Raw genomic sequence first — 16,434 nt, 5'->3', positions numbered from 1 at the left:
CCCGGCCTTCCGGCGGGTCCGGGGACCGGCCCTCCGGCGATCTAGCGCAGCTCCTCCGGGCACGGGGTGCCCCGGGGGAGCTGGTACGGCGCCGCGAGCCGGTAGGTGCCGGGCTTCGGGGCCAGCAGCTCCGTCCACTTGTCGCCCGCCGCGGTCTCCTCGGTCGGCATCAGGCAGCCGTTGAGGTTGTCGTACGTCTTCGCGGTGCCCTCCTCGCGCTCCTTCGACGCCTTCGTCTCCTGCGGCGGCTTCAGGCTCTTGCCGTCCGCGTCGACGATGCTCAGCCACGGCGAGTACGGGATGCGGATGAGGATGCGGCCCGCCTGCTTCACCTCGATGGTCAGCTCGCCCTGCTCGGCCCGGTCGACGACGGCGTGCGGTTCGGCGAGCGGGGCCGGGTCGGTGACGGTGAACAGCTGCCAGTTGGCGTCGCCCCAGACCTGGCGGAGGTAGGGCATGCCGCGCTGCACGAGCTGGCGTTCGCGTTCGCCGCCGTCGCCGTCCGGTTCGCCCTTGGGCAGCACGACGTAGTGGACGGCCCAGCGCTGCAGCCACTCGTGGTAGTTCGCCGAGTTGAGTGTGTCGTCGTAGAAGAGCGGGTTGCGCTCCATGTCGGCCTGGCGGTTCCAGCCGCGGGCCAGGTTCACGTACGGGGCGAGGGCGGACGCCTCGCGGTGCGAGCGGGCCGGGACCACCTCGACGCGGCCCTTCTCGGCGTTCACCACCTGCAACTGGTTGACGAGCGGGGCCAGCTCACGCGCCCAGGACGCGGCCGGGGTGGTGTGCACGACGTCGTCGACCGACTTGATGCCGACCCAGGCGTTGAAGCCGACGAACGCGATGACGATGGCGTACCACTTGCGTGATTTCGGGACGGCGAAGGGCAGCGCGGCGATCAGCGCGACGCCGCCGAACAGCATCGACAGACGCGTGATGTTCGACCCGATCTGCGAGCTGATCAGCCAGACGCCGAGCACCGCGAGCCCGGAGACCGCCGCCGTGATGCGGACCGTCGTCCATTCCTTGGGGACCAGGAAGAAGACCAGGACCGCGTACAGGAACGGCAGGATGACCGACCAGACGGCCATCGGCTGGGTGCCGGAGAAGGGGAACAGCCACGCGGAGACGGCGACGACGATCGCCGGCGCGATGCCGAGGGCGTAGGCGCCGGGGCGGCGCTTCTGGAGGAACAGGGCGACCGCGATCAGGCCGACGAACAGTCCGGCCACCGGTGAGGCGGCCGTCGCGAGGGCGGCGAGCGGCGCCGCGCACAGCGCCTTCGCCCAGCGCTTGTAGCGCCAGCGGTAGGGCCAGCAGAAGACGACGGCGACCGCGGCGAGCGCGAACACCGTGCCGAGGCCGTACGTCACGCGGCCCGAGGCGGCGTTGCAGAGCAGCGCGAAGACACCGGCGAGCGCCGGAGCCGTCGGATTTCTGACCGCACGGCTGCGGATGAGGATCATCGTCAGCAGCCCGGCCGAGAGCGTCCCGGCGATCATCATCGTCGTGCGGACGCCGAGCACCGACATCAGGTACGGCGACACCACGCTGTACGACACCGGGTGCATCCCGCCGTACCAGGCGAGGTTGTACGCCGAGTCCGGGTGCCGGCCGACGAACTCCGCCCACGCGTCCTGCGCCGCCAGGTCACCGCCACTGTTCGCGAAGGTGAAGAACCACACGACGTGCAGGACGCCGGCGAGGACGGTGGAGAGCAGGACGGGATGGCGGCGGAAGAGGTTCGGCCGGACGGCGCCGGAGGGCGCTACCGCTGCGGCGGCGCCGGAATCCGCGGGGTCGTCCGCCTCGTCGAGCGGCTCGGGGACACGGCCGCGCAGCGGTATTCGCGGGTCCGTTCCAGGGCCCGGATCGGCGTCGTCGGCGTGGGTCGGCTCCGCTGTCGCCACTGCAAGGTTCTCCCCGTGTCCCGTTGTCCGTTCTGGGCCGGGACCCGCGGCTCGCGAGCAGCCCCGATTGTCGCGACGCTAGCACGCACTCCGCCGGACAGCGCCCGGGTGGGGCACTGTCCGGCGGCGTGCGGTGCGGGTGCCGCTCCCCGGCGTACGTCACCGATCCGTCCGCCGGCACGTCGCCGGCGGCCCCTGTCGGCTCACCCGATACGGGTCAGCTTCGCGCCGAGACCGGGCTCGGCGAGGTCCGACTTCAGCGCGACCGGAATCTTGACGGAGCGGCTCGATCCGTCGCCGACCGTCAGCTCACCGACGACCGCGCCGGCCTTGCCGGTGTGCGGGACCGCGGTGTCGCCCGCACCGATCGACAGGTGGGTCTTGAGACCGGGCCAGCCGACCGCCGTCATGTTCTTCGTGGCGACGACCGGGGTGCGTCCGCCGAGCTGGTCGTCCACGTAGCCGACGACCTGGCCCTTCTTCACCACGGTGGCGGTGGTCAGGCTCTTCTGGACCTTGTCGATCAGCTTCTGGCTGTTGGTGAGCGCCAGGTGGAGGCTGTCCCAGACCTTGCCGGTGCCGGCGTTCTGGTTCATCACCGCGCCGTAGATCGTCTGCGTCTTGCCGTCGACGTTCTTCGTCGCGGCCCACACCAGGTTGCCGCCGGCCGGCGTCGAGGAGCCGGTCTTCAGGCCGATCACGCCGACCTGCTGCACCAGCAGGTCGTTGTTGTTGTAGATCGTGTTGTCCAGCCCGGGGATGTCCGCCTTGGCCATCCCGACGACGCTGCGGAACACGTCGTTCTGCATGACCTTCTTGGCCAGCTTGATCTGGTCGACGGCCGTGCTGACCGTGGTCTTCTGCAGACCGCTCGGGTCCGTGTACGTCGAGTTCTTCATGCCGAGGTCCTTGGCCGCGGCGTTCATCTTGGCGACGAAGCTCTTGCTGTCGGAGTCCCAGCGGGCCAGCAGCCGCGCCACGTTGTTGCCGGAGGGGATCATCAGCATCTGGAGCATCTGGCGCTCGGTGAACTGCTGGCCCTTCGACATCGCCGCCGTCGACTCGTCGGGCAGCTTCGACTCGTCCTCCGCCTGCTGGTCGACGGTGATCTTCTCGCCGTCCTCGTTCCCCTTCAGCGGGTGCTCCTGGAGGATCACGTACGCCGTCATGATCTTGGCGACGCTCGCCACGGGAGCGGGGGTCTGCTTGCCGTCGGTGCCGAGGCTGCCGACGCCGTCGACCTCGATCGCGGACTGGCCCTGGCCGGGCCACGGCAGGTCGAGCGTGCCGCCCTCGAAGGTGTACGTCTCGTCGGCGGTGAGCGTGAGGCCCGCTGCCGGCAGCGGACGGAAGGCCTGTGCGACCGCAAAGATCACGATGAGCAGCAGGACCAGCGGCGTCCAGATCTTGACCCGCCGCACGATCGTGCGGACCGGTGTCTGCGGGGGCGGCGGGGTGTTCGTCAGCTCGGCGAGGAGGTCCAGCGGGGGCTTCGGCGGAAGCGGCTGCTGGGTGGTGCGCTCGGGTCCGACCTGCGGGACGACCGCGGTGGCCGAGGCCGGCTTGTCGGCGCCCGCCGGGGCGGCCGGCTGCTTCGGGCGGGCCGGGGCGGCGGCCTCGTCCAGCGACTTGAGGGCGACGAACCGGCTGGTGCGCTCGGCCTCGCCGACGGGCTTGGCCGCCGGTTCCTCCACGGCCTTGGCGGCGGCGGCCTTGTCCGCGGTCTTCTCGCCGGTCTTCTCGTCGGCCTTCCTGCCGGCCGGGCGGCGGGCCGCGTCGCCCAGCTTGAGCATGGTGGTGGGCTGGTCCACGGCGGGCCGCGGCGCCTTGAAGATCGCGGTCGGCTGGTCGACCGGGGGCTCGTCGGCGGGGGCGTCGTCGACGGGGGGCTGCGGGGCGGTGTCGCCGTCGTGGGTGGCGTCCGGGCCGGTGTCACCCGCCGCGTCCGCGCCCGGGGCCGCGTCGGCGGCGGGGGCGGCCGCAGGAGCGTCCTCGGGGGCGTCCTCGGGCGCGGGAGCCGCATCCCGTACGGGTTCGGCACCGGGCCGGTCCTCGGGCTCGACGTCGGCGGACGCGGGCTTCGCGTCCGCGGGCTCGCCGTCGGACGCGGCGGGCCCGGGTGCGGCGTCCGCGGGCTCGGACGGTGCGGAGGCGGGTGCGGTGGCCGGCGTGGCGGCCTTCGCGGACCCGGCGTCGGGGCCGGGCTCGCCCGCGTCGGACGTCTCGCGGGAGGCGGTGTCCGGCCTCGGGGCGGTGCGCGGCTCGTCGGTGGCGGGCACGGCATCGGCCGTCGTGTCGGCCGTCGCGTCGGGCACGGACACCGCGGCGGGCCCGGCGGACGGGCCCGAGTCCTTGCCGGAACCGGCGTCGGCCGCGCTGTCGGCGCTCTCCGCGTCCGCGGAGTCCTCGGCGGCGTCCTCGGGCCCCTCGGCCGCCGTGGCGGCGTCGGAGCGGTCCGTGCGCTCGGCCACGGCGGCTGCGCTCACGGCATCGTCACCGTGACCGTCGCCGCTCCCGGACGCGCCCGGGGACGCCGGGTTCTCGTCCGATCCCGCGACCCACGCGGCGACCGCGGCACGCAGCCGGGTGTCGCCCTCGGCGGGCGCCTCGGCCGCGTCCGTGCCCGACGCGGGCTCAGCGGCCCGCTCGGACCCGGCGGTGCGCGAGGCCTCCGCCGTGGCCCTGGCATCGGCCGTGGCCGATGCCGTCGGCTCCGCCGGGCGCGAGGTGTCCGCCGCCAGGGCCTTCGTGGAGAAGACCGCCGTCGCCTGGTCCACCCGGACCGTGGCCGCCCGCTCGCGGGCCATCGCCATGCGCGGATCGGCCGGAGCCGTGCTCTGCGCCGACGAGGGCGCGACGGCCCCCGGCGACGCCGAGGACGCCGCCGACGACGGATCGCCCGGCCGCGCCGGACCCGGAACCGGCGCCGGGGTCACCGGCGTCGCTTCTGCCGACGACGCCGACGACTCGTTCTGCTTCGACCTGTCGGGGGACTCGCCCGCCACCGATGCCTCCTCCATGTGACGCACGCCCTCCGCGCGCCGAACCGAACCGTCAAACCCTTAACCCGCCGCCCGGACATCGCTGTCCGAACCATGTACCAGTGTCCTGTGTGAGGGATTGACCCCTGCGGTAGACGAGAACGACATACCTACTGGTTCCACTACATTCCGGTCACGCACCCTCGACAGACCAATGTGAGAGGGGTCACCCTGTCATTCATCCACGCGGGGAGGCATGGATGGGCAGGAGCCGCAGAACAATTCCGGAGGAGCTTCTGCTGCTGGCGTTGGACCCGACCACGGGTACCACCGCGCAGCCGCAGTCGCTCGACCTCGGTCTGGCCGGAGCGCAGCTAGTGGAGCTGGCGCTGGCCGGACGGATAGCCCCAGACGGGGATCGTATCGCCGTGGTGGTGCCACGGCCGACTGGAGATCCAACACTGGACTGTGCGTTGGAACTGCTTCGCCGACGCGGAGCACCCGTACGCGCGGTCAACTGGATTGGCGGGCCCCGGCTGGGGCTGCGCCAGACCTATCTCTCGCATCTGGAGAGGTGCGGCATGGTCCATGCCGTGGCCGGCCAGATGTGCGGGGTGCTTCCGACGACTCGCTATCAGGCGACGGACACGGAAATCAGCCGGGAGATCAGGGTCCGGCTGGACAACGCGATCCGCACCGGCGTCCCGCCGGACCCGCGGACCGCGGCGCTCGCCGCGCTGGCCCATGCGGTCGGACTCGGCAAGCACCTGTATCCGGGTAACGAGGGACGATCGTCCCGCTCCCGGCTGCGGGACCTGATCAGGCACGACCCCATGGGCGGACTCGTGGCGCACGCCGTGATGGACGTTCAGAACGGTGTGGCCGCACAGCCGCGCCGCAGCCCGGCACCGGCAGGCCGTCCGGCCACCGCCGGAGTCAGGTCCGCACCGGAGACCGCGCGCGGTGTTCCGATGCAACCGCGTCATGGGTCGATGGCGCGCGCCGTGGTCCACTGAGCCGCAGTCCCACGGCACACCGCACGACTCGCACCACCCGCAGCACCAGCACCGCCGCAGGACAACAGCGCCGCACCGCAGTCCCCATGATCCGGTTCGGGAGCCGCTGGCTCGCGCGGGGCGACAGGACCGTACGTCCGGACGACGACACGGTTCCGCCGCCCCGCGCGGCCGCATTCCACGGCGGGTCCGGCGACCGGCTCCGCGGACCGGAACCGGCGACCGCGCCGGGGCGTCGCGACGGGCGGTCACGGCCAAGGAGCCCGCGCGGGGACGCGAATACCCGCCGAAACCCCGAATGTGCGCCTACCCAGCGCATATCCGCTGTTTCCCAGCGGTAGAAAGCACCTTGGTGGCAATCTGCTCAACAGCAGATACGCAAAGCAGAGGCCCGCAGCCGGAGGTGCACGTCCCGTGGCGTCAAGTGTCAATCCCACCGTCCGACGACGCCGGCTGGGCCAGGAGCTGCGCCGGCTCCGCGAGCTCAAGGGCATGACGGCCGAAGAGGTCGCCGAGCGACTGCTGGTCTCGCAGTCGAAGATCAGCCGCCTGGAGAACGGGCGCCGCAGCATCAGCCAGCGCGACGTCCGCGACCTGTGCGGGGTCTACGAGGTCGAGGACCACCGGATCGTCGACTCGCTGATGCAGATGGCCAAGGACTCGCGCCAGCAGGGCTGGTGGCACTCCTTCGGCGACATCCCCTACAGCGTCTACATCGGCCTGGAGACCGACGCGGCGAGCCTGCGCGTGTACGACCCCCAGGTCGTCCCGGGCCTCCTCCAGACCCGGCCCTACGCGGAGTCCCTGATCGCGGGAGCCCTGCCGGAGACCGCGGCCGCCGACATCGACAAGCGCGTCCAGGTCCGCCTCAAGAGGCAGGAACGAATCTCCGCCCCCGACAACCCGCTGCGCCTGTGGACCGTGCTCGACGAGTCCGCCCTGCGCCGCGCCGTCGGCAACCGCTCCCTCATGCGCGAGCAGCTGGAGCACCTGGTCGAGCAGTCCCAACTGCCGCACGTCACCGTGCAGGTGATCCCCTTCGAGATGGGCGCGCACCCGGGTCTCAACGGCCAGTACGCGATCCTGGAGTTCCCCGACGCGGCGGACTCCAGCGTCGTCTACATCGAGGGCGTGACGAGCGACCTGTACCTGGAGAAGGCGAACGACGTCCAGAAGTACAGCGTGATGTACGAGCACCTGCGCGCCCAGGCCCTGAACGTGGAGCAGTCGCGTCAGTTCATCGCGGACATCGCGAAGGAGTACGCGCGCTGAGGCGTGCCGAGAGGAACTGCGGGGGCACGAAAGGGACTTGTGAAGGCCCTCCGCAGAGAAGGTGCCGGACCCTACACCTTCGGCACCTCAACATGGAAGACCCCACTGGAATATGCCATCCAGTCGAGTGAATAGTCGCTTCGCCTCCCGATGTTGGCGAGTAGCGTCGATCACGCCACCGAAGAACAACGTTGGCGCAAACCGAGCTGCGGATTCCGTAGTGGATCCGCAGCCCGGTGACAGCGCGTCGATGGCGTCGAAGGCGGCAACTCACCGAAGAACGACTGCTTTCTGGAGCGATCATGGCAATTCAGCAGGGTGCCACCGACACGTGGACCAAGTCTTCCTACTCCACCGGCAACGGCGCCTGCGTCGAGGTCAAGTCCCCGGTTCTCACGGCGATGGCCGTGCGTGACTCCAAGGTTCCCGCCGGCCCCACGCTGGCCTTTCCCGCGGACGCGTGGAACACCTTCGTGGCCGAGGTCGGCCGAGGAGCCTCCGACCTCGTCTGACGCCGGATGACCCCGACACAACTTCATACGTTCCACCGACAGAGCCCTCTCGACCGGCCCGCCGTCCTGGCCGAGGGGGCCCTCCTCTTTTTTTGGGGCTCGGTTCGCCTCCGGGGCGCAGAAGCCTGTGTCGGGAGGCCGACCGTGCTCGACCCCTCCTCCGTCGGGGCCTCCGCGCGCTCGGCCTCCCGACACAGGCGCGCCCCTTCGGCTCACTCGCCGTGGGGTGCCGTCGGTTCAGCGGAGCTCGTTCACGTAGCGGTCCGTTCCCGGGACCGTGGGGATGAAGGGGGCGAGCAACTCGACCCGGCCCAGGCCGGATTCGGCCACCGCCTCGTCCAGGCCCGTGAAGTGGTCCTCCCAGCAGTCCCGGGGGTCCGCCTCCAGGAACCAGAGCAGGGTGAGCCGGGTGTCCACGCCCTCCACCTGCTTCACGTACGTCATCCGGTCACCCGGGAGCGGGGTGGGCCGGAAGACGGTCACCAGGGCCGCGGGAGAGCCGGCCAGGCGCCTCGGCAGGTGGCGGGAGCGCAGCCACTCCAGCAACTCCGCCCGCTGCTCCGGTGATGCGGCGTCGACGACCTCCAGGACGAGCCCCGCGTAGGGGTGGTCGAGGGCGTGGAAGTCCCGGGGGCCCGCGGCGCCGTCCCGGTACACGGTGGCCTCGTGGTCCTGGAAGGCCGTGAAGACGTGCGTACGGTCCTGGTAGACGCGGCCGTCCCGGTTCAGCCGCCGGTTGATCCCGACGGTCCACTTCATGTGGTCGTCGTAGCGGCCGTCCGTGACCCAGTACGTCGACAGGTAGCAGCCGGCGGTGACCGGCTCCGCCACCGCGGACTTCTCGGGGCGGCGCAGCAGTTGGAGGTCCCGGGTCGCCACCCAGCGGCGTCCGGCGTACATCCAGGGCATGGCCATCGCGCCCGCGTAGTAGTGGTCGTCCTCGTACCAGCGGTTGTAGGCGTACTCGTGGCCCGGGTGCGGTTCGACCAGGGTGATCAGGGCGTGGCCCGGGCGGACGCCGTACGGGCCGAGGGCGGCCAGGTCCGCGTAGGTGTCGCTGCGGGTCTCCTCCGACATGACGGTCCCCTTCCTCGGTGGAGCGTGCGCGGGGCTTCCTTCCTCCGCCGGACGCCCATACTCTGACGCTCCGTCAGACAATTTGCCAGAGTCGGGGAGGCCCCGGATGTCACTGCTGACCGGCAGGACCGTCGTGGTGTCGGGCGTCGGAGCGGGACTCGGCCACCAGGTCGCGGCGGCCGTGGTGCGCGACGGCGGGAACGCCGTGCTCGGCGCCCGCACGGAGGCGAACCTGGCGAAGTCCGCGGCCGAACTCGACCCGGAGGGCACGCACACGGCGTACCGGGCGACGGACATCACCGACGAGGGGCAGTGCGAGGCGCTGGCGGCGCTCGCGGTGGAGCGGTTCGGGAGGATCGACGCGGTCGTCCATGTCGCCGCCTGGGACAGCTACTTCGGCGGTCTGGAGGACGCGGACTTCACGACCTGGCAGTCGGTCATCGACGTGAACCTGCTCGGCACCCTGCGGATGACCCGCGCCTGCCTGCCCGCCCTGAAGGAGCGCGGCGGTTCGGTGGTCGTCATCGGCACCCAGTCGTCGGTCGCCGCGCCGAGCCAGGTGCGGCAGGCCGCCTACGCGGCCTCCAAGGGCGCGCTGACGAGTGCGATGTACTCGATGGCCCGGGAGCTCGGCCCGCACCGGATCCGGGTCAACACCGTGCTGCCCGGCTGGATGTGGGGCCCGCCCGTCGAGGCGTACGTGCAGTTCACGGCCCACACGGAGCAGGTGCCCGAGGCGGACGTGCTGCGCCGGCTCACCGAGCGGATGGCGCTGCCGGAGCTGGCCACGGACGGGGACGTCGCGGACGCCGCGGTGTTCCTGGCGTGCGACCGGGCGCGGGCGATCACGGGGCAGTCGCTGCTCGTGAACGCCGGCGAACTCATGCGGTAGGCGGTACGGCCCGAGGGCCCCCTCTCCCAGGCGCACGGGACCCGCATCCCGTACGGCTGTCGTCGTGTCGTTGCTCTGTGGGTCTGGCGAAGTGCCCGCTCATCGTGTGTTCCACGTCACGAGCACGACAACAGCCGGACGGGTAAAGTAGAGGCAAAATCGTTCTGCTTTCTGATCTGCGTTCATATCCGTGACCGCGCGAGGTCTTGACCGGCCGGTCGCCGCAGCGGTTCAATCCCCCAAGTCCCCGCTCCCGCACGGGGCCCCGCCCCTCCTTCGATCGCTCGGCTCCGGCCGAGCGGGGAGGGACCTCCATGTGTACTGGCGAAGTGCCGTCCGGTATCTGCAGGTTCACAAGGCGGACCCCTGGAGGGGGCACATGAACGGTCTCGACTGGGCCGTCCTGGTCGCGTATTTCGGTGTCATGACCGCGATCGGGATCTGGTCCCACAAGCGCGTGGACGACGTCAGCGACTTCTTCACCGCGGGCGGCAAGATGCCGTGGTGGCTGTCCGGCATCTCGCACCACATGTCGGGCTACAGCGCGGTGATGTTCACCGGGTACGCCGGCATCGCGTACACCTACGGCATCACCTCGTACGTCACCTGGGCCCTGCCCATCGCCATCGGCGTCGCCATCGGCGCCAAGGCCTTCGCGCCCCGGCTCAACCGGCTGCGCTCACGCCTGCACGTCGCCTCACCGCTCGAGTACCTCAAGGACCGCTACAACGTGCAGACCCAGCAGGCGCTGGCGTGGTCCGGCATCCTGCTGAAGATCGTGGACGTCGGCGCGAAGTGGGCGGCCATCGCCACCCTGCTCAGCGTCTTCACCGGCGTCACGCTCACCCAGGGCATCCTCATCACCGGCGGCATCACGGCGGTGTACTGCACCATCGGCGGCCTCTGGGCGGACGCGCTGACCGAACTCGGCCAGTTCATCATCCAGTTGATGGCCGGTCTCGCGATGCTGATCATCGCGCTGAACAAGATCTCCGACCAGGGCGGTCTGTCCAAGGCGCTGGACTCGCCGAAACTGCACGGTCACGCGGACGGGTTCGCCGGCCCGTACATGACGGTGTTCTTCATCGCGTACCTGTTCATCAAGCTGTTCGAGTACAACGGCGGCATGTGGAACCAGGCGCAGCGCTACATGGCCACCGGCAGCGCCAAGCAGGCCACGCGGTCCGCGTTCCTGTCCGCCGCACTGTGGTTCGTGTGGCCGGTCATCCTGTTCATCCCGATGTGGCTGTCGCCGCTCCTGGTGACGGCGCAGAAGCCGGACGGCTCGGACGCGTACGGCCTGATGGCCGACCAGTTGCTGCCGCACGGGCTGCTGGGCCTGGTCGTCGTCGGGTTCTTCTCGCACACGATGGCCATGTGCTCCTCGGACGCGAACGCCATCGCGGCCGTCTTCACGCGGGACGTGGTGCCGGCGTTCTCGCGTGCGGCACGCGCCTGGGACACCCGCACGGGGCTGATCGCGGGCCGTGTCACCACGGTCGCCTTCCTCGGCTTCTCCATGGCGGTGGCCACCCAGGTCAACTCCCCGACGTTCAAGGACATCATCACCGTCGTCATCAAGTGGGTGGCGGGTCTGATGGGGCCGATCGCGATCCCGTTCATCCTGGGTCTGCTCCGGCCGTTCCGTAAGTCGGGTCCGACGGCCGCCCTGACGAGCTGGGCGTGCGGTCTGCTCGCGTTCTTCCTCGTCAACTACAACCTGGACTTCTCCCAGCGCACCGATGTGAAGCTGGAGTACCAGGTCGCCCTCCCGATGGTCATCTCCCTCGTCCTGTACATCCTCATCGGCATCGTGAAGCCCGAGGACACACCGGAGCGGGACGCCATCATCGAGAAGATCAACACGGACGACGACGGCACCACGGCCGCCGCGGTCCCGGCTCCCGCCGAGGCCCCCGAGGGGGAGGTGCTGGGGACGCCGGTCAAGGACTGAGGAGCGCCCCGGACCTGAGCGGGCCGGCTCGGGCCCGCCCGGGCTCAGGCCCGCGGGTAGCGGGTGAGCCAGCCCGGGGAGGAGCCCGCGGGGCCGTGCAGAGCGGGCCCCTGGGTCATCTCCATCGCGAAGTCGTCCGCGAGGACCAGCACCGAGGGACGGCCCTCCAGTTCGGCCAGCCAGGCCGGCGGGAGGGCCGTCTCGCCGTGCAGGGCGCCCAGCAGGCCGCCGGTGAGGGCGCCGGCCGCGGCGGAGGGACCGCCGTGGTTCACGGCGAGGCACAGGCCGTGCCGGACGTCGTCGCCGACGAGCACGCAGTACACCGCGGCGGCGAGCAGTCCCTCCGCGGTGCCGTCCCCGGCGAGTTCCTCGACCCGGCCCGGGGAGGGCATGCCCTGCCGTACGGCCCCCAGGGCGTGCTGGAGGGCGTCGGTGACCTGTTGCTGCCCGGGGCGTCCCGCGAGCAGCGCGAGGGCCTGCTGCACGGCCGCGTCGAGGCTCTCCCCGCGGGCCAGCGCGTGCACGACGACGGCGTACGCGCCCGCCGACAGGTAGGCCGTGGGGTGTCCGTGGGTCTGCGCGGCGCACTCGACGGCGAGCTGCATCACGAGCTGGGGCTCCCAGCCGACGAGCAGGCCGAACGGCGCGGAGCGGGCGGTGGCCTCGGGGCCCGCCTCTCCGGGGTTCTTGGGCGCGTCCAGCGTGCCCATGATGTCGTCGCCGAGGCCCAGCAGGCAGGATCTGGCCGGATCGCGACGGGCGTAGAGCCACTCCTCGCGGGCCAGCCAGCCGTCCTCCTTGCGCCGCTCGTCGGGTCCCCAGTCGCTCTGGGTGGCCGCCCAACGGCGGTAGGCGCGGTGCACGTCGGTCGGCGGGTGCCAGGCCCCGGTGTCCCGGCGGACCTGCGCGCGGACCAGTCCGTCGACGCTGAACAGGGTGAGCTGGGTGAGGTGGGTGACGGCGCCGCGGCTGCCGTACGCCGGGGCCAGGTCGAGGAGGCCCTCCGCGCCGTGCGCCTCCCGGATCTCCTCCAGGGAGAGCGTGTCGACGGGCGCGCCCAGGGCGTCACCGACGGCCGCGCCGAGCAGCGTCCCGCGCACCCGGCTGCGGAAGTCCTGCTGCTCCGCACGCCCCCAGACGGCACCGGCTGTCGCAGCCACCGAGACCTCCTCAGGCACCGTCCGCACGTCCGACAGTTCAGCACTGTAATCGAACGGGAACGGTCGGTTGAGGTCGCGGATCCAAGCAGGGGACTCAATCCCGTACAACTGACCGATCACGTACGGGCAGCGGCCGACAGGACGGCGGCCCCGCCCGGCCGCCCTCACCGGACGCCACCGGTACCGGTCAGTCCGTCCAGCGCGCCCGTACGGCGTCGCGGGCCGCTGTGACGGTCGCGAGACAACGGCGGAGGCGGGCGTGGTCGGTGGCGGGGGCGAGCAGGAGCTCATCGACGATGTCCGCGAGGACGGCCAGGTCGTCCCAGTCGGGGTTCAGGGCCAGGATCTCGGTCAGGCCCCGGTCCGCGGCGGCCCAGTCCCCGAGGCCCCAGCCGACGATGCACCGGCCCTGCAGGCGGGTGGTCTCGTCCAGCTCCTCCGTGTCCAGGAGCCCGGCCAGTTCACGCCACCAGGGGTCCGCGGCCTCCGGTCCACGGGACCGCAGTTCGGTCATCGCGAGCTGGAACGTGCCGGGTGCCGGGTCCTCGGCGCGAAGCCGCTCGGCGAGGCTCCGGGCGCGCGCCCACTGCCCGCCGTACCGGAGGGCCTCGACGCGCATCAGGTCGCGGTCGAACACGAGCTCGTCGTCCGGGTCCGGCGCCGGGTCGACCTCGGACAGCCGGGCCATCGCCTCGTCGCGTCGGCCGCAGTGGATCAGCGTCTCCATGACCTCGTAGTGCGCCGCGTCCACCTCGCCGCCCAGGGCGATCCGGCGTTCCCAGTCGGCCAGGGCCCGTTCGGTCCGTCCGGTCGCCAGGAGGACGCGGGCCCGCTGGTCGTAGGCGTAGGCGTAGTCGGGGTCGGCCGTCAGGGCACGGTCCAGCAGGCTCAGCGCCTCCGCGTACTCCTTGAGGTCACGGTGGGTCGCTCCCAGGCAGCCCAGCGCCGAAGCGTTGTCGGGATCTCGCTCCAGCACGCGCCGGAAGACGGCGATCGCCTCCTGGTGCCTGCCGTCGGTCCAGTGGGCGTTCCCCAGCTCGATCTCGATCCAGTCGGCCTCCGGACCCGCCGCGAGCGCGCGCCGCAGATCCTCGTTCGCGCCCGGCACGTCGTCCAGCCGTCGCCTCACCCGCGCCCGCATCACCAGGGCCCAGGAGTATTCCGGCACCAGCGTGACGGCGCGGTCGAGGTCGGCCAGCGCCCGCTCGCTGTCGCCCAGTTCGTGGTGCGAGGCACCCCGGCCCGCCAGGGCCGAGGCGTGGTCGGGCTCGAGGCCGATGGCCCGGCCGAGCTCGGTGACGGCGTCCTCGAAGCGGCCCGCGAGACGGTAGGCGTCGCCCCGTTCCGAGGCGACCCAGGCGGAGTCCGGCGCCAGCCGGACCGCCCGGTCGAGATCGGTGAACGCCAGGTCCCACTCGTCGGTGTCACGGCGCAGCCGGGCCCGGCGGACGAGCGTCCACAGGTCGGTCCCGTCGATGCTCAGCGCGCGTTCGAAGTCGGCGGCCGCCGCGTCGAACTGCTCCAGTGCGTGCCGGCACACCGCGCGGGACGCCAGCGCGTCCGCGTCCGTGGGGTCGAGGGCGACGGCCCGGTCGAAGTCGGCCACCGCCTCCCCGAAACGTGCCGCCAGGCGGAATGTCTCCGCCCGCCCCGCGATGATCCATCCCGTGTCCGGCCGGAGTTCGTCCGCGCGGTCGAAGGCGGCCAGCGCCGCGGGGTGGTCGCCGAGGAGCTGATGGGTGACACCACGGCCGTAGTGGACGCGCGCCTCGTCCGGATCGATGTCGACCGCCCGGCCGTACTCGGCCAGGGCCCGCTCGTACTCCCCCGCGTTCCGCAGCTCCCTGGCCCGTACCCCGTGGGCCAGGGCCCGCCCGGGTCCCTGCAGCGCGGGGCGGGCCAGCAGCAGATCCATCGCCCTGGTCACGCCGTCGTCACCGTCCTCCAGGGCGTCGGCCAGTTCCCGGCCCAGGTCGCGGACGGCCGGGTCACCCGCCGCCTCACCGGCCTCCTCGATCATCCTGGCCCAGGTACGCCCGGTCATCCGGTCGGCACGGCAGGCCTCGACCACGTCGCGCAGCGCGTCACCCAGCGCCGACCGCGGCCGGGCGCACAGCCGGTGGTACGACTCCTCCAGCCGCAGCCTGCGCCACGGCTCGTGTCTCCACACCTCGTCGGGGACGACCAGGCCCTCCGCCGCCTCCTCGCGCCACCGGCCGAAGAACTCCGCGAGCCTGCCGTGCCGTCCGGTCCAGCCGCGCGGCGACCGGAGCCGCTGGGAGCGCAGCATCGGCGCCCGTACGACGTCGTGGTACTGGATGCCGCCGCCGCGCTCGGTGACGAAGGGCAGGCCGCGCAGCCAGTCGTACAGGGCGTCGGCCTCCTCCTCGGGGCGTTCCGCGGCCGCGCGGAAGACGTCGGCGTCCAGGCGCCTCGGGAAGGCGCAGGTGAGGGCGACGGCGCGGTGCTCGGGGTCGTGCTCCCACTTGAGGAAGCTGTCGACGGCGGTGGCGCTCGGGTCGCCGACGTCGTCCGGGTCGGCGGGGCGGGTCTCGGCGAGGGTCGAGACGAGGACCGGCAGGCGTCCGGTGAGGCGCAGGATCTCCTCGACGACCGGTTCCGCGACCACGCCCCGGCCGGCGAGCACCTCGCGCGCCTCCTGCTCGGTGAACGGCAGCAGGGGCATCTCGGTCACCGAGTCCGAGCAGCTTCCCCAGCGGTCCAGGTCCAGCGGGTTCCGGCCCGCCGTCACGACGACCACGTTCCCGGGCATGACGCCGTGGCGTTCCAGGGCCATCGTCGCGTGCAGCCAGGCGTCGAGGAAGAGACCGGTCCGCTCGTACGTGTCGAAGAACAGGACCTGGCGGGGGAACCGGCCTGCGGCGCGGGCCAGTTCCTCCAGCAGCACCGGGGTGAGGACCTCTTCGGGCGACATGACGAGCCGTACGTCGTCCCGGCTGCGGAAGTGTGCGCTCAGCCCAGCCCGCATCCGGTCGGCGGCGCCCGCGAGCCGGCCCGGATCGACGGCCCCGGCGAAGGGTCCGACACCGGGGACCATGCCGAGGCCCACGAGGCCGGCCCGCGCCAGGGCCGTCCCGGCGGCGGAGGGCTCGCCCGGGGCCGCCTCCCGGGTCAGCGAGTCGGCCTCGTGGCGCCGCTCGCGGTACCGCTCCAGCAGCCGCTCCAGGTCCTTGAGCCGGCGTCCCTGCCGGGCGAACCCGGCGCAGACCGTCTCCATCGCCTCGGGCACGCTGCCGGTGCTCTCGTCGACGTACGCGGTCAGTGCCCCGGCCTCACGGGCGAGCTGCTCCAACTCACGGACGAGGAACGTCTTCCCGACGCCGGCGTTGCCGTGCACGTGGAACAGGAACCGCCGCCCCGGATCGCGCACCGGCACGTCGAAGTTCCGCAGGAACGCGGCGCGTTCGGCCCCCCGCCCGACGAACGAGAGCCGCCTGCGCTCCTCGATCAACTCCTGCATCGACGGCTGCGCCCCCACCCTGCGTCCCTTCTCTCCCCCGCCGCACGGCCGGTCCGAGCCGGACCGGCGCATCCAGTCTGGCCCAACTGGGCCCGCGCCAGGGCATTCGATCCGTGCGGAACGGCCGAAACGGCCGCCGGGCCAGTGTCCCGGCGGCCGTCGGGAGATCAGTGCTCCGGGAT

Annotated in this window: 11 protein-coding genes; 6 read left to right on the top strand and 5 right to left on the bottom strand. The window is 72.0% G+C overall.

Annotated features, from left to right (window positions below):
• Positions 1–41: 41 nt before the first annotated feature.
• Both OG406_RS23000 and OG406_RS22995 read right to left on the bottom strand, forming a co-directional pair.
• Positions 42–1,907, bottom strand: a complete 1,866-nt coding sequence (locus OG406_RS23000; protein WP_266847935.1) for an MFS transporter — start codon at positions 1,905–1,907, stop codon at positions 42–44.
• A gap of 203 nt (positions 1,908–2,110) precedes the next feature.
• Positions 2,111–4,720, bottom strand: a complete 2,610-nt coding sequence (locus OG406_RS22995) for a D-alanyl-D-alanine carboxypeptidase (RefSeq protein ID WP_329187511.1) — start codon at positions 4,718–4,720, stop codon at positions 2,111–2,113.
• Between OG406_RS22995 and OG406_RS22990 the strand changes: the two genes are divergently transcribed.
• The 4 genes from OG406_RS22990 (at position 4,692) to OG406_RS22975 (ending at position 7,688) form a co-directional block, all read left to right on the top strand.
• Entirely contained in the window at positions 4,692–4,931 is a 240-nt protein-coding gene (locus OG406_RS22990) for a hypothetical protein (RefSeq protein ID WP_329187509.1), read from the top strand. The genes OG406_RS22995 and OG406_RS22990 overlap by 29 nt on opposite strands.
• Before the next feature lie 217 nt (positions 4,932–5,148).
• Entirely contained in the window at positions 5,149–5,904 is a 756-nt protein-coding gene (locus tag OG406_RS22985) for a GOLPH3/VPS74 family protein (protein ID WP_081217814.1), read from the top strand.
• A 414-nt stretch (positions 5,905–6,318) separates the two neighbouring features.
• The gene (locus OG406_RS22980) at positions 6,319–7,176 is read left to right on the top strand and encodes a helix-turn-helix domain-containing protein (protein ID WP_081217815.1); all 858 of its coding nucleotides are present in this window, start codon (positions 6,319–6,321) and stop codon (positions 7,174–7,176) included.
• Positions 7,177–7,478: 302 nt separating this feature from the next.
• A complete protein-coding gene (locus tag OG406_RS22975; RefSeq protein ID WP_164371720.1) occupies positions 7,479–7,688 on the top strand; it encodes a DUF397 domain-containing protein in 210 nt (69 codons plus the stop codon).
• A 237-nt stretch (positions 7,689–7,925) separates the two neighbouring features.
• Here the strand turns inward: OG406_RS22975 and OG406_RS22970 are convergent, their stop codons facing one another.
• Positions 7,926–8,765, bottom strand: a complete 840-nt coding sequence (locus tag OG406_RS22970) for a hypothetical protein (protein WP_329187507.1) — start codon at positions 8,763–8,765, stop codon at positions 7,926–7,928.
• A gap of 106 nt (positions 8,766–8,871) precedes the next feature.
• On the opposite strand from OG406_RS22970, the gene OG406_RS22965 reads away from it, so the two are divergent.
• Positions 8,872–9,657 (top strand): SDR family oxidoreductase, encoded by a 786-nt coding sequence (locus OG406_RS22965; RefSeq protein ID WP_164371722.1) that lies wholly within the window; start codon positions 8,872–8,874, stop codon positions 9,655–9,657.
• A 379-nt stretch (positions 9,658–10,036) separates the two neighbouring features.
• Complete coding sequence (locus tag OG406_RS22960) at positions 10,037–11,611, top strand: sodium:solute symporter family protein (RefSeq protein ID WP_329187506.1); 1,575 nt, start codon at positions 10,037–10,039, stop codon at positions 11,609–11,611.
• Between the two features lie 44 nt (positions 11,612–11,655).
• Here OG406_RS22960 and OG406_RS22955 read toward each other — a convergent pair whose 3' ends face one another.
• Together OG406_RS22955 and OG406_RS22950 are read right to left on the bottom strand one after the other, a co-directional pair.
• On the bottom strand, positions 11,656–12,771 hold the full coding sequence (locus OG406_RS22955; protein ID WP_329187504.1) for an ADP-ribosylglycohydrolase family protein: 1,116 nt from the start codon (positions 12,769–12,771) through the stop codon (positions 11,656–11,658).
• Between the two features lie 187 nt (positions 12,772–12,958).
• Positions 12,959–16,270, bottom strand: a complete 3,312-nt coding sequence (locus tag OG406_RS22950; RefSeq protein ID WP_329187503.1) for a tetratricopeptide repeat protein — start codon at positions 16,268–16,270, stop codon at positions 12,959–12,961.
• Between the last annotated feature and the right edge of the window lie 164 nt (positions 16,271–16,434).

It is taken from the genome of Streptomyces sp. NBC_01428 (genome assembly GCF_036231965.1).
Classification (GTDB): Bacteria; Actinomycetota; Actinomycetes; order Streptomycetales; family Streptomycetaceae; genus Streptomyces.
Note: the sequence above shows the minus strand (reverse complement) of the source record. Positions and strands in the feature narration are given on the sequence as shown.